General features: G+C 37.2%; 23 protein-coding genes. 13 read left to right on the forward strand and 10 right to left on the reverse strand.

Going from position 1 to position 21,099, the window contains the following annotated elements:
- The first annotated feature begins 17 nt into the window (after positions 1 to 17).
- The 7 genes from V6256_RS02045 to trpS all read left to right on the forward strand — a co-directional run bounded on the left by V6256_RS02045 (position 18) and on the right by trpS (position 7,247).
- Positions 18 to 2,078, forward strand: coding sequence for a type IV pilus secretin PilQ (locus tag V6256_RS02045; protein ID WP_341596327.1), 2,061 nt, complete (start codon positions 18 to 20; stop codon positions 2,076 to 2,078).
- A 159-nt stretch (positions 2,079 to 2,237) separates the two neighbouring features.
- The gene (gene aroK, locus V6256_RS02050; protein ID WP_341596328.1) at positions 2,238 to 2,753 is read left to right on the forward strand and encodes a shikimate kinase AroK; all 516 of its coding nucleotides are present in this window, start codon (positions 2,238 to 2,240) and stop codon (positions 2,751 to 2,753) included.
- On the forward strand, positions 2,753 to 3,823 hold the full coding sequence (gene aroB, locus V6256_RS02055; protein WP_341596329.1) for a 3-dehydroquinate synthase: 1,071 nt from the start codon (positions 2,753 to 2,755) through the stop codon (positions 3,821 to 3,823). The genes aroK and aroB overlap by 1 nt, the downstream gene beginning before the upstream one ends.
- Before the next feature lie 136 nt (positions 3,824 to 3,959).
- On the forward strand, positions 3,960 to 4,778 hold the full coding sequence (locus V6256_RS02060) for a Dam family site-specific DNA-(adenine-N6)-methyltransferase (protein ID WP_341596330.1): 819 nt from the start codon (positions 3,960 to 3,962) through the stop codon (positions 4,776 to 4,778).
- 92 nt (positions 4,779 to 4,870) lie between these two features.
- Positions 4,871 to 5,542: a ribulose-phosphate 3-epimerase gene (rpe, locus tag V6256_RS02065; protein WP_341596331.1), complete on the forward strand. Its 672-nt coding sequence runs from the start codon at positions 4,871 to 4,873 to the stop codon at positions 5,540 to 5,542.
- A gap of 10 nt (positions 5,543 to 5,552) precedes the next feature.
- Positions 5,553 to 6,224, forward strand: a complete 672-nt coding sequence (locus V6256_RS02070; RefSeq protein ID WP_341596332.1) for a phosphoglycolate phosphatase — start codon at positions 5,553 to 5,555, stop codon at positions 6,222 to 6,224.
- A gap of 21 nt (positions 6,225 to 6,245) precedes the next feature.
- A complete protein-coding gene (gene trpS, locus V6256_RS02075; RefSeq protein ID WP_341596333.1) occupies positions 6,246 to 7,247 on the forward strand; it encodes a tryptophan--tRNA ligase in 1,002 nt (333 codons plus the stop codon).
- Positions 7,248 to 7,338: 91 nt separating this feature from the next.
- Here the strand turns inward: trpS and gloA are convergent, their stop codons facing one another.
- A complete protein-coding gene (gloA, locus tag V6256_RS02080) occupies positions 7,339 to 7,749 on the reverse strand; it encodes a lactoylglutathione lyase (protein ID WP_341596334.1) in 411 nt (136 codons plus the stop codon).
- A gap of 149 nt (positions 7,750 to 7,898) precedes the next feature.
- A complete protein-coding gene (plsY, locus tag V6256_RS02085; RefSeq protein WP_341596335.1) occupies positions 7,899 to 8,492 on the reverse strand; it encodes a glycerol-3-phosphate 1-O-acyltransferase PlsY in 594 nt (197 codons plus the stop codon).
- A 244-nt stretch (positions 8,493 to 8,736) separates the two neighbouring features.
- On the opposite strand from plsY, the gene folB reads away from it, so the two are divergent.
- The 3 genes from folB to V6256_RS02100 are packed head-to-tail and all read left to right on the forward strand — an operon-like array spanning position 8,737 to position 10,412.
- A complete protein-coding gene (gene folB / locus V6256_RS02090) occupies positions 8,737 to 9,090 on the forward strand; it encodes a dihydroneopterin aldolase (RefSeq protein WP_341596336.1) in 354 nt (117 codons plus the stop codon).
- Positions 9,090 to 9,581 carry a 2-amino-4-hydroxy-6-hydroxymethyldihydropteridine diphosphokinase gene (folK, locus tag V6256_RS02095; RefSeq protein WP_341596337.1) on the forward strand — a complete coding sequence of 164 codons (492 nt, stop codon included), beginning with the start codon at positions 9,090 to 9,092 and terminating at the stop codon, positions 9,579 to 9,581. Before folB ends, folK begins: the two co-directional genes overlap by 1 nt.
- 30 nt (positions 9,582 to 9,611) lie before the next feature.
- Positions 9,612 to 10,412, forward strand: a complete 801-nt coding sequence (locus tag V6256_RS02100; protein ID WP_341596338.1) for an undecaprenyl-diphosphate phosphatase — start codon at positions 9,612 to 9,614, stop codon at positions 10,410 to 10,412.
- 18 nt (positions 10,413 to 10,430) lie between these two features.
- Here V6256_RS02100 and V6256_RS02105 read toward each other — a convergent pair whose 3' ends face one another.
- Entirely contained in the window at positions 10,431 to 11,660 is a 1,230-nt protein-coding gene (locus tag V6256_RS02105; protein WP_341596339.1) for a multifunctional CCA addition/repair protein, read from the reverse strand.
- 189 nt (positions 11,661 to 11,849) lie between these two features.
- Here V6256_RS02105 and V6256_RS02110 point away from each other — a divergent pair, with 189 nt between their 5' ends.
- Complete coding sequence (locus V6256_RS02110) at positions 11,850 to 13,541, forward strand: AAA family ATPase (protein WP_341596340.1); 1,692 nt, start codon at positions 11,850 to 11,852, stop codon at positions 13,539 to 13,541.
- A 7-nt stretch (positions 13,542 to 13,548) separates the two neighbouring features.
- Positions 13,549 to 14,331 (forward strand): general secretion pathway protein GspB, encoded by a 783-nt coding sequence (locus V6256_RS02115; RefSeq protein ID WP_341596341.1) that lies wholly within the window; start codon positions 13,549 to 13,551, stop codon positions 14,329 to 14,331.
- Positions 14,332 to 14,375: 44 nt separating this feature from the next.
- Here V6256_RS02115 and V6256_RS02120 read toward each other — a convergent pair whose 3' ends face one another.
- The 3 genes from V6256_RS02120 to V6256_RS02130 form a co-directional block, all read right to left on the reverse strand.
- A complete protein-coding gene (locus V6256_RS02120; protein WP_341596342.1) occupies positions 14,376 to 14,978 on the reverse strand; it encodes a TIGR04211 family SH3 domain-containing protein in 603 nt (200 codons plus the stop codon).
- A 113-nt stretch (positions 14,979 to 15,091) separates the two neighbouring features.
- On the reverse strand, positions 15,092 to 16,357 hold the full coding sequence (locus V6256_RS02125; protein WP_341596343.1) for an inorganic phosphate transporter: 1,266 nt from the start codon (positions 16,355 to 16,357) through the stop codon (positions 15,092 to 15,094).
- Positions 16,358 to 16,372: 15 nt separating this feature from the next.
- On the reverse strand, positions 16,373 to 17,053 hold the full coding sequence (locus V6256_RS02130; RefSeq protein WP_341596344.1) for a TIGR00153 family protein: 681 nt from the start codon (positions 17,051 to 17,053) through the stop codon (positions 16,373 to 16,375).
- Positions 17,054 to 17,228: 175 nt separating this feature from the next.
- On the opposite strand from V6256_RS02130, the gene V6256_RS02135 reads away from it, so the two are divergent.
- Positions 17,229 to 18,740: a CYTH domain-containing protein gene (locus tag V6256_RS02135; protein ID WP_341596345.1), complete on the forward strand. Its 1,512-nt coding sequence runs from the start codon at positions 17,229 to 17,231 to the stop codon at positions 18,738 to 18,740.
- Positions 18,741 to 18,796: 56 nt separating this feature from the next.
- Here V6256_RS02135 and V6256_RS02140 read toward each other — a convergent pair whose 3' ends face one another.
- The 4 genes from V6256_RS02140 to V6256_RS02155 form a co-directional block, all read right to left on the reverse strand.
- Complete coding sequence (locus V6256_RS02140) at positions 18,797 to 19,138, reverse strand: hypothetical protein (RefSeq protein WP_341596346.1); 342 nt, start codon at positions 19,136 to 19,138, stop codon at positions 18,797 to 18,799.
- 2 nt (positions 19,139 to 19,140) lie between these two features.
- Positions 19,141 to 19,788 carry a hypothetical protein gene (locus tag V6256_RS02145; protein ID WP_341596347.1) on the reverse strand — a complete coding sequence of 216 codons (648 nt, stop codon included), beginning with the start codon at positions 19,786 to 19,788 and terminating at the stop codon, positions 19,141 to 19,143.
- 133 nt (positions 19,789 to 19,921) lie between these two features.
- Positions 19,922 to 20,605, reverse strand: a complete 684-nt coding sequence (locus V6256_RS02150) for a PspA/IM30 family protein (protein ID WP_341596348.1) — start codon at positions 20,603 to 20,605, stop codon at positions 19,922 to 19,924.
- Positions 20,606 to 20,618: 13 nt separating this feature from the next.
- Positions 20,619 to 21,032 (reverse strand): YjfI family protein, encoded by a 414-nt coding sequence (locus tag V6256_RS02155; RefSeq protein WP_341596349.1) that lies wholly within the window; start codon positions 21,030 to 21,032, stop codon positions 20,619 to 20,621.
- Positions 21,033 to 21,099 lie beyond the last annotated feature (67 nt).

Genomic DNA, 21,099 nt, shown 5'->3' on the forward strand with positions numbered 1-21,099 from the left:
GTTGTGGGGGAATTTCAATGAAACTGAGCAATATACGAAGAACTTTAGGGATTAGCTTTGCTTTGATTATGTTATTGACCTCAGCTTCAGTGACTGCACAGCAGCTTTTAGCATTGAATGTAAATCCATTTTCAGCACAAAAAAACCAACTACAGTTTAAATTTAGTGAAAATGTCAGCGTATATAGAGAGAAATTTCAATATAACCCCACACAGCTGATTATTGATATTCCAAATAGCACTTCAGCTATGCATGTTAACCCCGTCGATATCGCTAAAAGTGGCATTAAGCATGTCTACACTAAAAGTACTTCAGCAGGACTTTCGATAAAAATTAATTTATATAAATTAATGCCTTATCAAGTATTTAAACAAGGAAAGTATATTATTGTTAATTTTGGTGAAGCGCCTAACAAAATCATATTGTCAGCGCAAGAATCAGCGATAGCTGCAGCCATCTTACAAAATGGTGATTTTGGCAAAACCGAACAAGCCAATAACAGTAAACAGAACCAACAGAACAAAAGCACCTCTAAAGAAAGTATTAAAGGAGTTATTAATAATATCAGCAATATTGACTTTCAAAGAGGACGTCAGGGACAAGGCAAGCTGTTTGTGTATTTGGATAATGCCAATATTGCCGTTGATTTACACCGTCGAGGAAGTAAGTTAATTGTTGATTTTAAAAGTACTGGTATTCCTAAAACGCTTTTATATGTAATGGATGTAGTCGATTTTGCAACCGTGGTTAATTCAGTTGAAACCTTTAGTGATAATCGTACCGCGCGTCTTGAAATCAATATTAAAGGTGATTTTGATTATCGCTCTGAGCAAATAGATAACCAACTTATTATTGATATAAGCAAAAAAGAAAAAACCAGTAAGGCGAATAGCAAGTATCAAGGTAAAGCCATTTCTTTGAATTTTCAGGACATCCCAGTCCGCACTGTATTACAGTTAATTGCTGACTTTAATGGTATGAATTTAGTGATTAGTGATTCAGTTAATGGCAACATTACCTTACGTTTGGATGATGTGCCTTGGAGACAGGCGCTAGATCTTATTTTAAAAGTAAGAGGGCTAGATAAACGTATCGATGGCAATGTATTAATGATTGCACCAGCAAGTGAAATTGCAGCTAAAGACAGAACGCAATTAGAGAGTGACCAGCAGGCTGCTAAATTGGCTCCCTTATATTCTGAATTCATTCAAATTAATTATGCTAAAGCCGCTGATATCGCCGCTATGTTATCTACTGAAAAGGCAAGCTTATTGTCTGAGCGAGGCAGTGTCAGTGTTGATGAAAGAACTAATACTTTACTAGTGAAAGATACAACCGTGGTCATTGACCGTCTTAAAGAGATGCTTGAAGTATTGGATATCGCGGTGCGTCAAGTTGTCATTGAAGCGAGGATGGTGACGGTTAGTGACTCAGTGGGTGAGGATTTAGGCGTGCAATGGTCTGGTATTACAGAAACAGGCAATACACTAAATACATTAGGTGTTAATTTGCCAATTAGCTCACCAGCGGGAACACTAGGTATTCAGGTTGCTAAATTAGCTGATGGTAATATATTAGATTTACAACTAACGGCGTTAGAACAAGAAAGCAAAGCAGAGATTATTGCCAGTCCGCGTATTACAACCTTAAATCAACAAACCGCCTATATTGAACAGGGGACTGAGATTCCCTATGTTGAATCGGCTTCTTCGGGAGCAACTTCAGTTAGTTTTAAAAAAGCGGTATTAAGTTTAGAGGTTACACCACAGATAACACCAGATAATAAACTTATATTAAGCTTAACCATTACTCAGGACTCGGTTGGAGAGACGATTTCTACTAGCACTGGGGAAGCGGTATCAATTGATACACAGGAAATATCGACACAAGTATTGGTTGATAACGGTGAAACCTTAGTACTTGGCGGTATTTATCAACAACAAGTAACAGACACTGTGAATAAGGTGCCTATTTTAGGCGATATACCTTATCTTGGTTTTTTCTTTAGAAACACCATTAAAGATAGTAGTAAATCAGAGCTTTTAATCTTTGTCACGCCGCGTATTGTCATGCAATAAAGGCATGAATAACTATGATCTAAGTATGATGGATAGCTCAATTCTTGTTTCGGTTTTTTTATATCTTGCAATGTATTGTTAACAATTGCGATAATAAGACACTTCTCTTTAATTTTTAAGGGGTTTCCCAGTAATCAATCACTTGAGTAAAATACCAACATGGCAGAACAGCGTAATATATTTTTAATTGGCCCGATGGGGGCAGGTAAAAGCACAATTGGCCGTCAACTAGCACAAATGCTGCACTTAGACTTTCTAGATTCAGATACTGAGATTGAGCGTAAAACAGGCGCTGATATTGCTTGGGTATTTGATGTGGAAGGTGAAGAAGGTTTTAGAAACCGTGAACATGATATGTTAGACGAACTAACAAAAAGGCACGGTATTGTTTTAGCGACAGGCGGTGGAGCTGTGATTCGACAAGAAAATCGAACGCATCTATCTGCTCGCGGTATTGTCGTTTATTTAAAAACGAGTGTGAAAAAGCAATTAGCAAGAACGCTGAAAGATAAGCGTAGACCATTACTGCAAACAGATGACCCACAATCTGTACTAGAGTCATTGGCAGAAAAGCGTAATGCTCTTTATGAAGAAGCTGCTGATTATACAATTGAAACTGATGAGCAAAGCGCGAAAGTGGTTGCAAGTCAGATTATAGAGTTATTGGATTTTTAATGGAAAAGTTATTCGTTGATTTAGGTGATCGTAGCTACCCAATTTCTATTGGCGTAGATTTATTAGCTGACGCTTCATTATTTGATAGTGCAATAAAGGGCAAAAAAGTCATGATCGTAACAAACGATGTGGTTGCACCTTTATATCTTGATGCGTGTAAAAAAACACTAGCGCATTATCAACTAGATGAAGTTATTTTACCGGATGGCGAGCAGTATAAAACCTTATCGACGTTTGAGACTATCTTAAGTGAGCTATTAGCTAAAAAGCATGCCCGTGATACAACCATTATTGCATTAGGTGGTGGTGTTATCGGTGATATGGCTGGTTTTGCTGCGGCATGTTATCAACGAGGTATTCCATTCGTGCAAATACCGACCACTTTGCTTTCTCAAGTAGACTCTTCAGTTGGTGGTAAAACAGCAGTTAACCACCCACTTGGTAAAAACATGATCGGTGCTTTTTATCAACCTCAAGCTGTTGTGATTGATATTGAATGCTTAAAAACGTTACCTGATCGTGAGTTTGCAGCTGGTATGGCTGAAGTTATTAAATACGGCATCATTTATGACCAAGCATTTTTTACTTGGCTTGAAGAAAATATTGCTGCGATTAAATCATTACAAGCTGATGCAATTATCTATATGTTAAAACGTTGTTGTGCAATCAAGGCTGAAGTAGTGGCTTTAGATGAAAAAGAGCATGGCATTCGAGCGTTATTAAACTTAGGGCATACATTTGGACACGCTATAGAAGCTGAACAAGGGTATGGCAACTGGTTGCATGGTGAAGCGGTTGCTGCAGGTATGGTTTTAGCGGCAAAAACGTCATTAAAAGAAGGCTTGATTAACGAAGCTGAGGCATCGCGTATTAGTCAACTTATTGAACAGTTTGACTTACCATTAACAGCACCTTCTGAGATGAAATACACTCATTTTGCAGAACATATGCAACTCGATAAGAAAGTGCTTGATGGAAAATTACGTTTAATCTTGCCAACTTCTGTTGGTACAAGTGCAATTGTTGATAACGTCAGTGAAGACGTACTTCGTGAAGTAATAGAATCTTAAGCACTATGGTTAAGAAGGTGTTGATTTTGTTACATTCGCAGTTGCAACTTATTAAAAAGTTGCAACTTCTTTCCTCTTTATCTTATTTTTGTTTCACTTGTAAGTGGATCGACTGTTGAAGATTTACGGTTGAGTGATGAATAAAAAAAATAGAGCTTTCCTTAAGTGGGCTGGTGGTAAATATTCGTTAACCGAGCAAATCAATGCTCGATTACCTGCTGCAACGCGTTTAATAGAACCCTTTGTCGGTGCTGGTTCTGTTTTCTTAAACAGTGACTTTGATGAATATATACTCAATGACATCAACCCTGATCTCATTGAAATGTATAAAATAATTAAGCGTAGGCCAAAGAAGTTTATTGCCGACGCAAAAGTATACTTCCAAGCAAAATACAACCAAGAAAAAATATATTATCAATTACGAGAAGAGTTTAATAACAGCGATGACGTGTATTTACGTTCATTGTTATTCTTGTATATGAATAGACACGGTTATAATGGCCTATGCCGTTATAATAAAAATGGTGGTTTTAATGTACCTTTTGGCCGCTATAAAAAACCTTATTTTCCTGAAGAAGAACTATTATTCTTTGCAGAGAAAGCAAAAAAGGCGACGTTTACCTGTAAGTCTTATCAAAAGCTATTTTTGTATTTGCGTGATACCGATGTGTTGTACTGTGATCCCCCTTATGTACCATTAAGTAAAAGTGCTTCTTTTACAAGTTATGCGACGCAAGGTTTTACCTTGGATGATCAAGCTCAGTTAGCAAAACTGGCGCGTGAGAGTAAGGCGGCAGTGTTGTTAAGTAATCATGACACGACATTGACACAAGAATTATATCGCGATGCACAATGCGATAGTTTTTTTGTTACGCGTACGATTAGCAGTAAGTCAACAGAACGTGTGCCAGCTGCCGAGCTTTTTGCTTTTTTTCCTGCGAAAGATAAAGTTTAAGAGAAACAACATTAGTGTGTTAAGTGCCGCTTAGGTAGAATAATGCACAGAATATTTATTTACATAATATACCTAACTGGGAACAGACCACTATGACAGATTATTTAATTGCACCTTCAATCCTTTCTGCAGACTTTGCTCGTTTGGGTGATGATGTTCAAAAAGTATTAGATGATGGTGCTGATGTAGTGCACTTTGATGTGATGGATAACCATTACGTACCAAACTTAACAATTGGTCCAATGGTGTGTAAAGCACTGCGTGATTTTGGTATTACAGCACCTATTGATGTACACCTAATGGTGCAACCTGTAGATACAATGATTGTTGAATTCGCTAAAGCCGGCGCATCTATTATCACTTTCCACCCTGAAGCTTCACAACATGTCGACCGTTCTTTACAACTTATTAAAGATCATGGTTGTAAAGCTGGTTTAGTATTAAATCCAGCAACCTCTTTAGAGCAGTTAACACATGTGATGGATAAACTAGATGTTGTCCTATTAATGTCTGTTAATCCAGGGTTTGGTGGTCAATCATTTATCCCTCATACACTAGAAAAACTACGTCAAGTACGTAAGCTTATTGATGAAAGTGGTCGCGATATTCGTTTACAAGTCGACGGTGGTGTTAAAACAGATAATATTAAAGAAATTGCAGAAGCTGGAGCTGATATGTTTGTTGCAGGGTCTGCTATCTTCAATAAACCTGACTACAAAGCGGTAATTGATGAAATGCGTGAACAGTTAGCAAAAGTAAAATAAATTACTGATTATGTCTCAACTTACTGATATTAAATTAATCTGTTTTGATCTTGATGGAACGTTAGTTAATAGTGTTCCTGATCTACGTTTGTCTTTAAATGCCATGTTAGATGAGTTATCGCTAACTAATGTTAATGACCTAATTGTAAAAACTTGGGTTGGTGATGGTATTGTCAAAATGGTTGAGCGTTGTTTGCAGCATGTTAATGGCAATGCTTGTTCTCAAGAAATGCTGGCTAATGCCGTGAGTATTTTTGAGGGGTATTATCAGCAGTTTCTAAACACAGAATCTGGTTTGTACCCTGCAGTAAAAAGTACGTTGTTTAAGCTGCAAGATAAAGGTTATAAGATTGTATTAACAACTAACAAAGCTGAAAAATTCTTACCCGACTTACTAAGCTATTTTGGTATTAACCGATGTTTTGATCTGTTGCTAGGAGGTGATACCTTAGCGCGTAATAAGCCAGATCCAATGCAGATTGAATATGCATGTGAGCATTTTAATATTAATGTTTCACAAGCCGTTATGGTTGGTGACTCTCGTAATGACATTTTAGCCGGACAGCATGCTAAAGTATCTACCATTGCCTTAACTTATGGCTACAATTTTGGCGAGCCGATAGCACAGATTAACCCAGATTATATTGTTAATCATTTCGATGAATTATTAACATTGCTGTAAAGGCAATGAAGGAAAGTAAAAATGACTAAACCTGTTGTATTAAGTGGATGCCAGCCATCAGGTGGCTTAACGATTGGTAACTACATGGGTGCGTTACGCCAATGGGTAGTAATGCAAGAAACTAACGATTGTTTATTCTGTTTGGTTGACCTACATGCAATCACTGTTCGTCAAGATCCTAAAGCGTTACGTAATGCGATTTATGATGGCTTAGCAATGTACCAGGCAGTCGGTATTGACCCACAAAAAAGCACCATGTTTATTCAATCTCAAGTACCTGAACATGCAGAATTATCTTGGATTTTAAACTGTCATACGCAAATGGGTGAATTAAACCGTATGACACAGTTCAAAGATAAATCACAAAAAAATGTGACGAATATTAATGCTGGTCTATTCAGTTACCCAGTATTAATGGCTGCTGATATCTTATTATATGGCCCACAAAGCGTGCCTGTAGGTAGCGATCAAAAGCAACATCTTGAATTAGCGCGTGATATTGCAACTCGTTTTAATAATGCTTACGGCGATACCTTTATAGTACCTGAGCCTGCTATTCCAGAGCATGGTGCACGTATTATGAGCTTACAAGAGCCGACTAAGAAGATGTCTAAATCTGACGATAATGAAAAAAACTTTATCGGGTTATTAGAAGATCCGAAAAAAATAGCCAAGAAAATCAAAAGTGCAGCCACAGACTCTGATGAGCAAGCTCGTATTTACTTTGATACTGCTGAAAAGCCAGGTGTGTCTAACTTATTGACTTTATTGTCATGTTCAACAAATCGTTCTATTGATAGTTTGATTCCTGAGTATGAAGATAAAATGTATGGCCATCTAAAATCAGATACTGCTGATGCAGTTGTGACGCTGTTAGAGCCAATTCAAGCACGTTTTAAAGAGTTACGTGCCGATGAGCAAGCGTTACAAGCAATGGCAAGAGTAGGGGCTGAGAAAGCCCGTGAGCGTGCAGCTGCAACGTTAGCTAAGGTTTACGATCGTATTGGTTTTTTACCTAAATAAACTATCCGTATAAACCTTATAAGTAAAAAGGGGCTGATAACATAGCATGTTATCAGCCCCTTTTTGATTGTCGGTAATGATTGGTTGTAGATTAAACTTCGCCTAAACCTTTACCTGCATCTTTTTTATTGATTAACTCAATCATGTAGCCATCAGGGTCTTTCACAAAAGCAATTACTGTCGTGCCGCCTTTAACAGGGCCTGGTTCGCGTGTAATAATGCCACCTAGACTTTTTATTTTTTCACAAGTTTGGTAAATGTCATCGGTTTCAATAGCAATATGTCCGTAAGCATTCCCCATATCGTAGCTATCAGTGCCCCAGTTATAAGTTAACTCAATAACCGTGGTGTCTACTTCATCGCCATACCCAAGGAAAGCCAGTGTATATTTATATTCCGCGTTTTCTGATTGACGTAATAACTTCATATCTAACACTTGTTGATAAAAATCCAATGATTTCTGTAAATCACTAACACGTAACATTGTGTGTAATAAGCGCATAAAATTTCCTTCCTACCAAAAAACAAAAATTAAAAAGACCAATATAAACTCGTCTTTTCTGTGCCCTAAGTATAAACGTTTAAGGCTACCTTTGTCATAATCCTTTTGGCTAAGTATGGAAACTGTTGTTATGCCCTTAACAGGATTATTTATTTCCAATTGACTATTTTTTTCTCTTTACCGCGTATTAAACGACGGATATTACCGATATGCCTAAGAATAATTAAACTGGAGAGCATGATTACCGGAACAGTGAACTCTGGTTTGATAAAGTAGATATAAATAGGTGCACTAAGTGCAGTGATAATAGCGGCTAAAGAGGAATAGCCAGTCAAAGCCACAGACAATAACCAAGTAATAACGATTAAGCCAGTCATATTCATGCCTAAAGGGAGTAAGGTCCCTAGTCCAGTTGCTACAGCTTTCCCTCCTCTAAAATCATGGTAAGGGGGAAAAATATGCCCTAAGCAAGTTGCAATCCCAACAAAGCCAATGGCGAGTGGCGGCAGGCCTATTAAATAAGCGCAGTAAACGGGAATCGTACCTTTTAATAGGTCAAAAATAAGCACTAAACTAGCGGCTTGTGCATGATGAAGACGCAACATATTGGTTGCACCAGGATTTTTTGAACCATGTAAGCGAGGATCGGTCCAACCCTTAAATTTAGATAATAAGATTGCACCATTTAACCCCCCTAAAAAGTAGGCGAAAAGACTAAAAATAAGCGTTATTAATATAAACATGATACTTATTTCATCCTATTAAGGTAAAATGCGCGGCAATTCTAATTAAGTGGGCAGATAAATATTTGCTGATTGTATGGCTCAGTGAGATGCAATAACTGTTTTGTGTTTGCATCAACAAGTACCGGTCATCATTGAGCTCTTTTACTGCTTTATCAACAAAGGTCGCGCAGAGTTTACGCGTTAATAGTGATAAACAAAAGTGCAGCTGTCTAAAAAATGCTCATAATAAAAAAGGTTTAAAATGGATATTGTTTTTATCAAGCAGTTAGAGGTTATTAGCACAATCGGTGTTTATAATTGGGAAAAGTCAGTACAACAAAAACTCTATTTTGATTTGGAAATGGCCTTTGATAATAAACCTGCTGCTAAAAGTGACGATATTAACTTGGCGTTAAATTATTTTAGTGTGTCGGAGCGAGTAAATAAATTTGCCCAAGAAAACGTATTTGAACTCATTGAAACGATGGCTGAGCGTGTGGCTGCGTTAATTATGGAAGAGTTTTCGGTGCCTTGGATCAAGCTTACGTTACATAAACCGGGCGCACTTCCTAAGGCACAGAGTTTAGGTGTACAAATTGAGCGTGGTGTAAAATAGTGGCGCATATTTTTATTGGTATTGGTTCAAACTTTAACCGAGACAATAATATTATTGCTAGTATTAATATCTTAAAGAAAACCTTCGGAAAAGTAACTGTTTCACATGTATATGAAAGTGAAGCTGTTGGTTTTAAAGGACAAAATTTCTATAACTTAGTTGCTGAATTTCATTGTGATTTAACTATTAAAGCATTAATTAATAAGTTAAAAGAGATTGAATTACATTTAGGGCGAAGTAGAAAAAAGACAGATCAGGTGGTTACTGCAATCGATCTCGATCTTCTTTTGTACGATCAAGTGATCGATACCGCATATAATATTCCTCGTGCCGAAATCACTAAAAATGCATTTGTTTTAAAACCTCTAGCGGAATTGGCTAAAAATCGACAGCATCCAGTGTTAGCAACTAGCTATCAAGAGTTATGGTTAACATACCCTGCGCATAAACAAAAACTAAAGGAAATAGTTTTATCAACTAGTCCTCAATAATAAAAAATAAGCTGCTTAAAAGAGATAATAATGAGTATTCTAGAGATTGTTGTATTAGCCTTAATTCAAGGGTTGACTGAGTTTTTGCCTATTTCCAGTTCTGCGCATTTAATTTTGCCCTCAGTGTTATTTGGCTGGCAAGATCAGGGGTTAGCATTTGATCTGGTGTTGAATATTGGCACACTAGCGGCAGTGCTTATTTATTTTTATCGTGAAGTCAGTTGCATGTCAGTCGCTTGGGTTGATTCTGTAAAAAATAAAAAGCATACACAAAATAGCCAATTAGCTTGGTGGATTATTTGGGCAACCATACCGGCTGCTGTGATTGGTTTTTTGGGAAAAGATTACGTTGAGTTATATCTACGCAGTGGTTATGTGATTGCCATTACTACTATCGTATTTGGGTTATTATTGTGGTGGGCTGATAGTAAGGCAAAGCAAGTTAAAACAGAATATCAAACAGGCCTAAAAGGAGCTATTCTATTTGGTTTTGCTCAAGCATTAGCCTTAATTCCTGGGACATCACGTTCAGGCGTTACAATAACAGCGGGCCTTATGTTAGGGCTAACGAGAAATGCTGCTGCTCGTTTCTCTTTTTTAATGTCAATTCCCATCATCTCAATGGCATCAGGTTATGATTTGTTAAAATTTGTTACTTCTGATGAGTATGTTGATTGGCCCTCTTTATTACTTGGGGCTGGCGTTTCGTTTGTTAGTGCCATTTTATGCATTCATGTATTTCTTATCTTATTAAATAAAGTTGGCATGTTACCTTTTGTTATTTATCGTTTGATTTTAGGTGCTTGCCTGTTTTATATCTTAGCAAGCTAATGAGACAAAGCAGCACATTTATTGACTGTGCTGCTGTTTAAATGCTTGTACTAATTGAATCCGTTGTTGGTTTAATTCCTGTTTAATCTCAGCCCCTTTAAAGCCTGCTTTAATGATTGCTTGAATATCGACTTTGAGGGCTTCTTGAAAAGCTTCCCACATATAATCAGCGGTAGGGTAAGGCAATAATTCAAACCCTGTTCTGCCTTTAGAATCAGCGACGCAACATTGCAGCATTTGATGAAAGCGTTGTGGTTTACGCCAAGCATCACATCTATCCATTATGCTGACCATGGTACTTGCTTTTAATTCAAATGCAGTATGAATAGTAGTATGAAATTCACTGACAATTAATGCTAAATCACGACATTCATTAGGTACCTTAAGGCGTTTACAGAATTTTTTAATAACTGCTAAACCTTTTTGTCCATGGCCTTTATGACTTGGCCATTCACTTGGAGGCGTCAGGGCTTTTCCTAAATCATGTACTAAACAGGCAAAACGGAAAGCCAGTGAATCGGATAATAGGCTGGCTTGTTCAACAACCATTAAGGTGTGTATACCAGTATCAATTTCAGGATGCCAGCGTTTTGGTGCAGGCACACCATAAAGGTTATCTATTTCAGGGAATAAAGCGGCTAGGGCTCCACAATCACGTAACACTTGAAAATAAATGTGAGGGCTATCACTTTGTAATGCTTTCTCTGTTTCTGTCCATACACGTTCAGGGCTTAGGTTTTGTAATTCACCGCCTTTGACAATATCAGCCATTAATTTCTGTGTTTCAGGAGCTATTGTGAAGCCGATTTTATGAAAACGAGCAGCGAAGCGAGCGACACGTAATACCCTTAATGGATCTTCACTAAATGCGGGGCTGACATGTTGTAATATTTTATTTTGTAAGTCTTGTTGGCCACCATAGGGATCAACAATTTTATCATCTGATGATTGTGCCATTGCATTGATGGTTAAATCGCGACGAGCCAGATCTTCTTCTAGGGTAACATCTTGTCCTGCATAACAAGTAAAACCAGTGTAACCAGTGCCTTGTTTGCGTTCTGTTCTAGCCAACGCGTATTCATCGCCTGTTTTAGGGTGTAAAAAGACAGGAAAGTCTTTACCAACTTGGGTAAAGCCCTCTTTTAACATCTCTTCTGGCGTACTGTGAAGTACAACGTAATCACGATCTTTGATTTCAATGCCTAGTAATTGATCTCTTACTGCACCACCAACTAAAAATACATGCATTGTTTACCCCTTAAACGATTATTTTGGTTATTATAACCAAAGTAGTAAAAAATATAGTAACTTGTTCTTGTTCAATATAATTAATATCCGTCATTTTTGTCTTCTGTATTACAATCAATTTAATACATAAATGGTTTATGATGAGGATCAACGCTAGAATAAAGCTCAATACTCAGTTAAAGGTTTACAATGTACCAAGACTTTTTCTCTTTAAAAGAACAGCCATTTTCGATCTCACCTGATCCTGATTTTCTTTTTTTAAGTGACCGACATAAAGAAGCTTTAGCTCATTTAATGTATGGCTTACAGGGTAATGGTGGCTTTGTTTTATTAACAGGTGAAGTAGGGACAGGTAAAACCACTGTTTGCCGAGCGCTATTAGAAGATATATCAGATAAAACAGATATCGCCTTCATTTTAAATCCTGCACAAACAGAAATTGAGTTATTAGCGACCATTTGTGATCAGTTAAATATTGCTTATGATGTTGAAAGAGCAAGTTTAAAAGTATTATTTGATGCCATTAGTAGTTGGATGTTGAATAACTTAGATCAAGGTAGAAGTGCCATCGTATTAATTGATGAAGCACAACATTTAAGTTTTTCAGTGTTAGAGCAATTAAGATTATTGACCAATATAGAGTCAAATAATAAAAAGCCGCTGCAAGTTATCTTGATTGGTCAAACAGAATTACAGCAGAAATTAAAAGAAAATCAACTACGCCAGCTTGCACAGCGTATCACAGCTCGTTATCACTTATTACCATTGAATTTGCAGGAAACTGAATATTATATTCAACACCGGCTTAATGTCGCGGGCGCAAGTTACCCCATTTTTGAAACTAAATTATTAAAACGTATCTTCAAATATAGTGGTGGTATCCCACGTTTAATCAATTTAATTTGTGATCGTAGTATGCTCTGTGCATACACATTAAATTCCCCTAAAGTTACTGCAAAAATGATCGACTCTGCTGTCAAAGAGATGGATTTAAGTCTTGATACTTCAATCTTGAATAAACCATTTAAACAAATTTGGCGAGTGGTTTTACTGATTTTATTGGTTATTTTTACCGCTGTTCAAGCACCAAAGATAATCCATTATTTTAATCAGCCGCAACAAGCACTCGATGGCATTGCAGAGCTAGGGGAAGCACTTAGTGATACGAATCAAGTTGATCCGCCGGTAGTGATTGATGATCGAACATCAACCATTGTCGATAATGGCGAGGCTATTGCGCCTATCGTTAGCGAGAGCTCAATTATAGATCAGCAAGCATCGTTACCTTGGTTTGATGCCTACCCAGAACTTGATTTGAATAATAATCGTTTTACCAATGCACTTAAAACCCTTTATGCGGTTTGGGGATATGAGGTTAGTTTAAATAACGTTAGTTGTGATCAGGGAGAAGGCGCTTTATTACAATGCTTCTCAGAAAAGACCAGCTTACAGAAATTAGAGTTGCTCAATTATCCTGCCGTAATTGAATTGGTTAATGATGAAGATTCTGTCTATACCGTACTTTACCAAGTAGGAAAGAATTATCAGCTATTAATAGGCTCACAAATGATTACTGTGACTAAAAAGTGGTTATTAGAATATTGGAGTGGTGAAAGTACTATCCTATGGAAAACACCTATCAATGCCAGTAATCCATTAAAATTTGGTGAAAAAGGCGATAGAGTATTTTGGTTAAGTAGCCACTTGAATCGATTAGCAGGCTTACCTGATGGTAATAAAACCCGATTTGATTGGAAGTTAAAGTCACAAGTTATCGAATTCCAAGAAAATAATAATCTCGTTGCTGATGGCATTGCAGGAAAGCAGACCTTGATGCTGCTGTTGCAACAAACAGACTCAAAAGTACCTTCACTCTTATAAGAATATTATGTCTACTATCTTGAAAGCATTAGAAAAAAATAAACAGCAAACACCGAGCTTTATTGACAAATCATCTGACAATCGTTGGAAGCTGGTGGCGGTAATCGCCTTAGTGACTATCGCTATTTTATTTTCGATTGTGATTTATTTGTTGGTTAAACCTACGTCAAAAACAGCCTTGGAAGTGCCAGTAAAGCCTATTCCTATTATTGAAGTATTACCAGAAATTGAGAGTAACGCTCCTTCAGAGGCACCTGAAAGCCTGGTTGGTGTGATTCACTTTGATACCGCGCCACTAACACTTGCGCTTGAGAACGAAGCGCCAAAATGGATCAAAGCAGATCTTAATGACGTTAAAAAATCGACCTCAAAACCTAGCGTTGCAATACAAAAAACTAATAATGAAAGTAGTACGCCTATTAATGAAGATGTTTCGGTAGATGATATCTCTGCTGAGCTCAGACAACGCTTTGCATTAGCCGTTGAGTTAGAGCAAGGGAAGAAGTCTAGCTTTGATCTTCAGCCGGTCGAGGAAGCCCCTGTACTTGTTGCATCAGACATCTCATCGATGCCAGCGAAGTTCCAATATCAAGTACCTGTGATGCGTTATGATTCACATGTTTATTCAACAATTGAAAAAGATAGATGGATTCGTATTAACGGTGTTGATTTACGAGTCGGTGATCGTATCGGTGATATTGAACTATTAGATATTTTGCCACAGCAAAGTGTATTTAGATTAGGTAAACAAAGCTTTACACTAGAGTCATTAGAAGACTGGGAAGGGTAATAAACAAACGCAGCAAGGTACGTTTGTTTATTAAATGTCTGGCTTTACCAGTTTTCTGAACGTTTTCTACGGCGTGGTAGGAATGGAATGATTAGGCCAAATAATATGCCGACGAATAAAACACTACCGCCGCCCATTAACCATTGCATTTGTATCCGTTCTTCTTTGGTATCTTGCAAAATATCTAGCTCTTTATTACGTGCTTCCAACTCTTCTATGGTACTACGTAACGATCTTTTCTCGCTTTCTAATTGAGCAATAAGACTATCCTTATTAAGGATAGCTTGTTCTTTGCTGGCATTAGCTTGTTCATTTTTACTATTAATTTCATTGAGTTTGGCTTGGCTCTCTTGATATTTTTCTTGTAGTGCTGGTAATAACGCTTTAGCTGGCTCTTCATCCTGGATTTGCGAAGAGTTAACCCAGCCTACTCGCCCTGTTGGAGTTTTTATTTGAGTAAATTTAGTCGTGTTATTTGACTTAAGCGTGGTTAGCTTTGTCCCCACATTAATACTGCCGATAATACGATATTTTGTACTCGGACCTGAATGCATAAAAATGGATAAGTCATCACTGACATATTGTGTTGCAGCGAAGCTAGTAAACGGAAAAAATAAACACACGAGTAATATTTTAAATAATTTCAAGAGAAAGCCTTTATTACAAAAAATTAAATGAATTGTTATTCTAAAAGTTATTTCTATGCAGTAAAGCAAAAAGAGAGCAACAGCTCTCTTTTTTCAGTTTAAATTAACTATTTTTAAGAAAAAATAGCCTTTAACATATAGAAAAAGATAATTGCTAATGTTGCACCAATAGGCAATGTAATTACCCATGAAATAACAATATTACGAATAACGCCTAAATTAAGAGCCGCGATACCACGCGCCATACCTACACCTAGTACCGCACCCACTAATGTTTGAGTTGTTGAGATTGGTAATCCTGTGCCAGATGCAATTACGACAGTAGAAGCTGCTGCGAGTTCAGCCGCAAAGCCTCGACTAGGTGTTAAATGTGTAATACCTTGTCCAATGGTTGCCATTACGCGCTTACCAAAAATAGCGAGACCTAATACAATACCGATACCACCTAACGGTAGAATCCACCACGCTAAAGCTGCTTGTGCACTGATTTGTCCGTCATTATGAACAATATTGACCACTGCTGCTAGTGGGCCAATTGCGTTTGCAACGTCATTTGAACCATGTGCAAAGGCCATTGCACATGCAGTGATCACCATTAATACAGCGAATATTTTTTCAACATTTGAAAAATGCATCTCTTTATCTGCTTCAGGATCTATTTTTACTCGATTAATAAATATTTTACCGATAACAGCAACAATAATACCAATAAGTACAGCTAAAATAGCCGCTTCAACCGTCGAGAAATGTAATCCAACATGTTTAAGGCCTTTAGTGATTGTCACTAATGAAAGAATAAAGCCTGCTAAAAACATATAAAATGGAACATAACGTTTGGCATTTTTGATCGGATCTTTGGTATTAAAAATGAGTTTTTGAGAACTCATAAAGATCATATAAGCAATAACACCGGATATAAGCGGGGTGACAACCCAGCTACCTACTATCCCTACTACCTTACTCCAAGTGACACTATCAACACCGACACCCACAGCAGAGAAGCCGACAATAGCCCCTACGATTGAGTGTGTTGTAGAAACAGGCCAGCCGTAATAAGAAGCTATAATTAACCATAAACCAGCTGCCAACAGGGCTGCGGTCATCCCATAGACTAATAATTCAGGTTGATCGATGAAATAACTGGCATCAATAATACCTTTACGGATCGTTGAAGTTACTTCCCCACCTGCTAGGTAAGCGCCGGTAAATTCAAAAATCATGGCAATAATAATTGCCTGTTTGATGGTTAAGGCTTTCGAGCCAACAGAGGTTCCCATTGCGTTTGCTACATCATTGGCACCGATGCCCCACGCCATTAAAAAACCTACAATGCCAGCAAATAATATTAATGTGCTGCCGTATGTGTTTAAAATATCCATAATAAATCCTTAAAACTACGATCTTGCTAGAATCAGTTCTAGCTGGGTGCCAATCAATTCTGAGTGATCTGCAAGACTGCCTACCCATTCTAAAATTTTATATAAAAACATAACATCTACAGGTTTGTAGTTATCTTCTACGCTTAATAAGTCTTGACGTAATTTAATTTGCAGTGAATCTGTGTGATCTTCAATTGACTCAAGCTTTTCGATCATTTTTGTTACAGAATCGACTTCTCTGCCTTTAAAGCCTGTTTCAAGTAATTCATCTAGCTCACTGATTGCATTCTTAGCTTGATGTATGGCATCTAAGCTACGTTGAATGTAAGTCATAAAGTCTGATTGTATTTCTTCTGGTATTTGAAGGTGTCGGCCAAAAGTTCGCCCTGCAATATCTTTTGCTGTATTGGCAATCTTATCTTGACGATTGACCAGTTCTAACAGATCAGCTCTATCAATTGGCATAAATAAGCCTTTAGGTAAGGCTAAACGAAGCTCTCGTTTAAGCTCATCTGCTTGCTTTTCATATTGCGAAATATCATTGCGGATTTTGTCTGCTTTCACCCAATCATTCTTTGAACTTGCCTCAAAGAAGGATAAAAGTAGATCACTACATAAACAGACTTTATCCATATGTAGTTGGATTGGTCTAATTGGAGACTTTGCAAACATTCCAAGTATTGAATTAACTGGCATGAATCACCTTACTTCTTATGGTTTAGTAACCAAATCTGGTTTAATTGAACAAATTATTGAGGCGCATGTTAACTTTCTTTTGCACACAATAGAACATCAATTTAGAATTATTAAGATATTTCATCATTTAAAATGATCTAGACTATTAAATATAAGGTAATCATTGGTAAACGTTATGGAAACAGAGATAGAAATAAAGTTTTTTTTTAATCCTCACTTTGCCGATCAACTTTTGGCCAAAATAAGTCAATACATCACCATCTCACACAAAGACCAAATGATGTATAACGTCTATTTTGAAACACCATCGAATTCACTAAGAAAGATGGATATGGGGTTAAGAGTACGTCGTATCGATGATAAGTGTACACAAACTATCAAAACATCAGGCAGGGTGATCGGTGGGCTGCATCAGCGCCCTGAATATAACGAGAATATTGAAGGACTGCATCCTGAATTAGCGCGATTTAACAGTAAAATATGGCCAGAAGGTTGTGATCTTGAAGCATTGCAAGCTTCCATCTCTCCGTTATTTAACACTGACTTTAGACGTTTACATTGGTTACTAGAGATGCAAGATGGCACATTAATAGAGCTGGCTTATGATTGCGGCAAAATTACTGCGCAAGAAAATGAGTCAGCCATTTGTGAAGTTGAGTTAGAACTAGTAAAAGGCGATGAAAATCAGCTGTTTGTATTAGCTGAAGATATTGCTTCTCTTCCGCAAGTACGTTTAGGTAATGTCAGTAAAGCACAACGTGGCTACATGCTAGTAAACAATGCTCAATTTCAATCTAGACCGCTCGATTTCTCTGAGTTAAATCCTAAAATGAGTATTCGAGAAGCCCTTTCAGTTAACTTTCAGCACGGTTTAAAGCATTTGCAATATCATGAGCATTGTTACCTAGCAACCGGTGACTTTAATGCTTTAGTGGAATTAAATAAAAGCATTATGTTTTTACATCAAAATATTCACCTGTTTAAAGAAGCGGGCGTGTCATTTATTGGTTGCCCTTGGATTGAAGACTTACAGTGGTTGGCACGTAGCTTCTCATGGGTGGAAGAGCGCTTAGTTTTTCAAAAACTATTAGAAAATAAAGCTTATTACATTCGTAAGTTACCGAAATTAAAGCAGTTAAAAAAGAAGCTTCGTTTAGCTGAACAGTCTTTGCCTAATGAAGAAGATATTTTTAACATGTTGCATAACTCACGTTACTGTAATTTTGTTTTAAGGTTAACCGAATGGTTAATTCAGCTTGAAAAAAGAAATGACATAGTAGAAAAAGACATCTCAATGTTAACTTTCTCAGATAGCGTATTGACTGAAAGTTGGTCTAGTTTAAAAACAACATTATCTTCGCAGTCTAAATTAACCATCGAAGATTTGTTAAAACAGGAAGGCGTATTGGCAGCTAACTTGATGACTGGTTTTAGCTTAGGTAACTTATTTAGTACAGAGAAGAGCGTTGAGTACTGTTATCCATGGTTGGATATATATCAGGGAATTCAAGAGCTTAGTATGTTAGAAACCATTTATGAATTAGCTATTTCAGAAGAGGACAATGAAACTCAGGTGGAATATTTTAAATGGGTTCAACGTAAACAATATTCTTTATTAACTGCGATTGAGCAATCTAAGCAACGTGCAATAAGCAATGATATGTATTGGATTGAACCAGAAAACTAATCATATAAAAGATTAAGCACAGGCCACCTGGCAGCTGTGCTTTTACTCGAATAGTGCTATTTATGCTTTGAAAAGTCAGTTGTTGAAGCAAATTTTGTTAATTCTTCCACAACTGACTTCTTTATCGCAAGTTGATTATCTGCGGGAATACCGTAACGCTCCCCTAACTGGCTATAATCATCAGTACTTAAACTAACCGTTAAGCGCGGACGTTTAGGCTTTTTATTGGTCGGTAACGCTAATAAATCACGAATTTTTTCTGATGGGCTAATGCCTTCATCCAGCGCACTACGGCGAATACTGTATTGCAGTTTGCTATCCATATCAAAAGCGATTTGAACGGCCTTAACGACTTTTGCTGACTGCTGCCATTTCTTGGGTAATTTACCATCTGGCATTATTATTCTCCTTTAATCCATAATTCTGCGATGTCATTACGAGGACGTAAACTTGATAAATATACGTCAGTATCGCCATTCTCAAAAATAAAAATATCTATTAAGCGCAAGCCTTGATCGCCTTCTAGTGAGAAATATTGAAATTCTCTACCATGCTCTTGATCGGTAAATTGAGGTGGTGTGCCATCTCGATAATCAGCTTGATGAAGGTAACCTGAGGTTTCAAAGTCTTGTTGAATATACTCAGACGCTAGCATATCTCCATAAGCTGGGTCTTTCCTTAAAGGAGTTAATCGCGCTTTTCCTGGTGCTTCAAAAATCTCAGCAAAATCATCAAGGTCAAATAAACTTTCCACTTGTGAACGATTAAGCAATAAGCTGCACTTTATAAAGTGCTGTGGATTTCTAGGGAAGCTTATATAAACTAATTGATTATTGCTACTTTGAGCAATTAATTTCGCATAGTGTTCATGTTCAAATTCAATGGTAGTGACTTCGTTGACCTGAAGCTGTTGTTTTCTGATTGCTGTTGGCAAGGCAAAACTATCACCAAAACAAAAAATATCGCCAATCTGCAATTGTTGCGGTTGCTCTAATACTCGGTTAAGCGTTGCTGTTTTTTTGCTGAATAATGATTTTAAAAAGCGCATGACGTTCCTTTTATCACTTATAAAATAACCCTATTTTGTGTTTATTATTTTTAATAAGTAATGACTTTTTAATGCAAAAAACACGATTAGCCTTAACTAGTCGTGTTTTTATATTGTAAGAGGCAAGCCTAGATTATTTCTTTTTTAGACGGTCGAGTACTGATTGTGCATTTGTTTGCTGCTCACCAATACCTGCTTCTTGTAATTTACTTTTTAAGCCTTGGTCTAACGTCTCTGCTTCTAGTTGTTCCGCGGCTTTTAATTTGTCATCGTACAGCGCTTGTTTTTGCTTAATGCGGTCAAGTGAATCTTTTGCATTAAGCAGTTTAGAGTTACTTGCTGTAAAGTTTTCAGTAATCGCCGACGTTGCTTTCTGTACGCTTTCTGTGGTTTTAACCATAGTTAATTGACGTTTGTAATCAGTTAATTTGCGTTCACTTTTCTTAATTAAATCTTTTAAGCGCGCTGCACTGCCTAAGAAGCTTTCATTTGTTTGCTGTTGTTCTGCTTCTGTTACTTCTAATTCAGCAATTTTCTCAGCAACTTCAATTGCTAATGCTTCATTGCCTTGATTTAAGGCTTGCATTGCATAACCTTCGTGCTCTTTAATGCTCGCTTGTGTTTGCGTTAATTCACGGGCTGTTTGCATCTGTTTTGCCATGACTTCTGTTAAATCACGTTTAGCAACTGCAATGTGCTTTTCTGAGTCACGTATTTCTTGTTCAAAGATACGGGTTGCGTTAGCGTCGACAACGGCTTCACCAGCTTCTCTTGCACCACCACGTACCGCAGTAATAATTTTTCTAAATATACTCATTGTTAACTCCAAATTAATTTAAATAACTATCCATTTCGCTAATTACTTCTAAGCTATTATCGCTCAGAGTTGCTAATTCAAGCTCAATATCAGATAGGCTTGAGTTAATCGATAGGGCACCAAAGACAACATATTTATCTTCTACTTTTGCGAAAGAAGATAAAGGCATTGGAATGTTCATTTCTAACATTGCTTCCATCATACTGGCTCTTAGGTCAGTCTTAATTTCATCTTCTCCCCAAAGGTAGGAGATACATAAAATTTGGTTATCGCTGATAGAAACAAAAATTGGAATCTCTTCACGGCCAATAATTTCTACTTGTAAAACATCTATTTCGCCATCGATTGGCGTACAGTCAAAGTTAAAACCCGTTTCGGTCGTATCAGCCAACTTATTTAAGTGAGTTGCTATAGTATGAATATCCATCGTGTTCCTTAACAGTTTTGACATTAAATGTCTTGTGAGTATTAATTTAGACCCTGTGTCATTATAT

Origin of the sequence: Psychromonas aquatilis (genome assembly GCF_038155185.1) — a bacterium.
Lineage (GTDB): Bacteria > Pseudomonadota > Gammaproteobacteria > Enterobacterales > Psychromonadaceae > Psychromonas > Psychromonas aquatilis.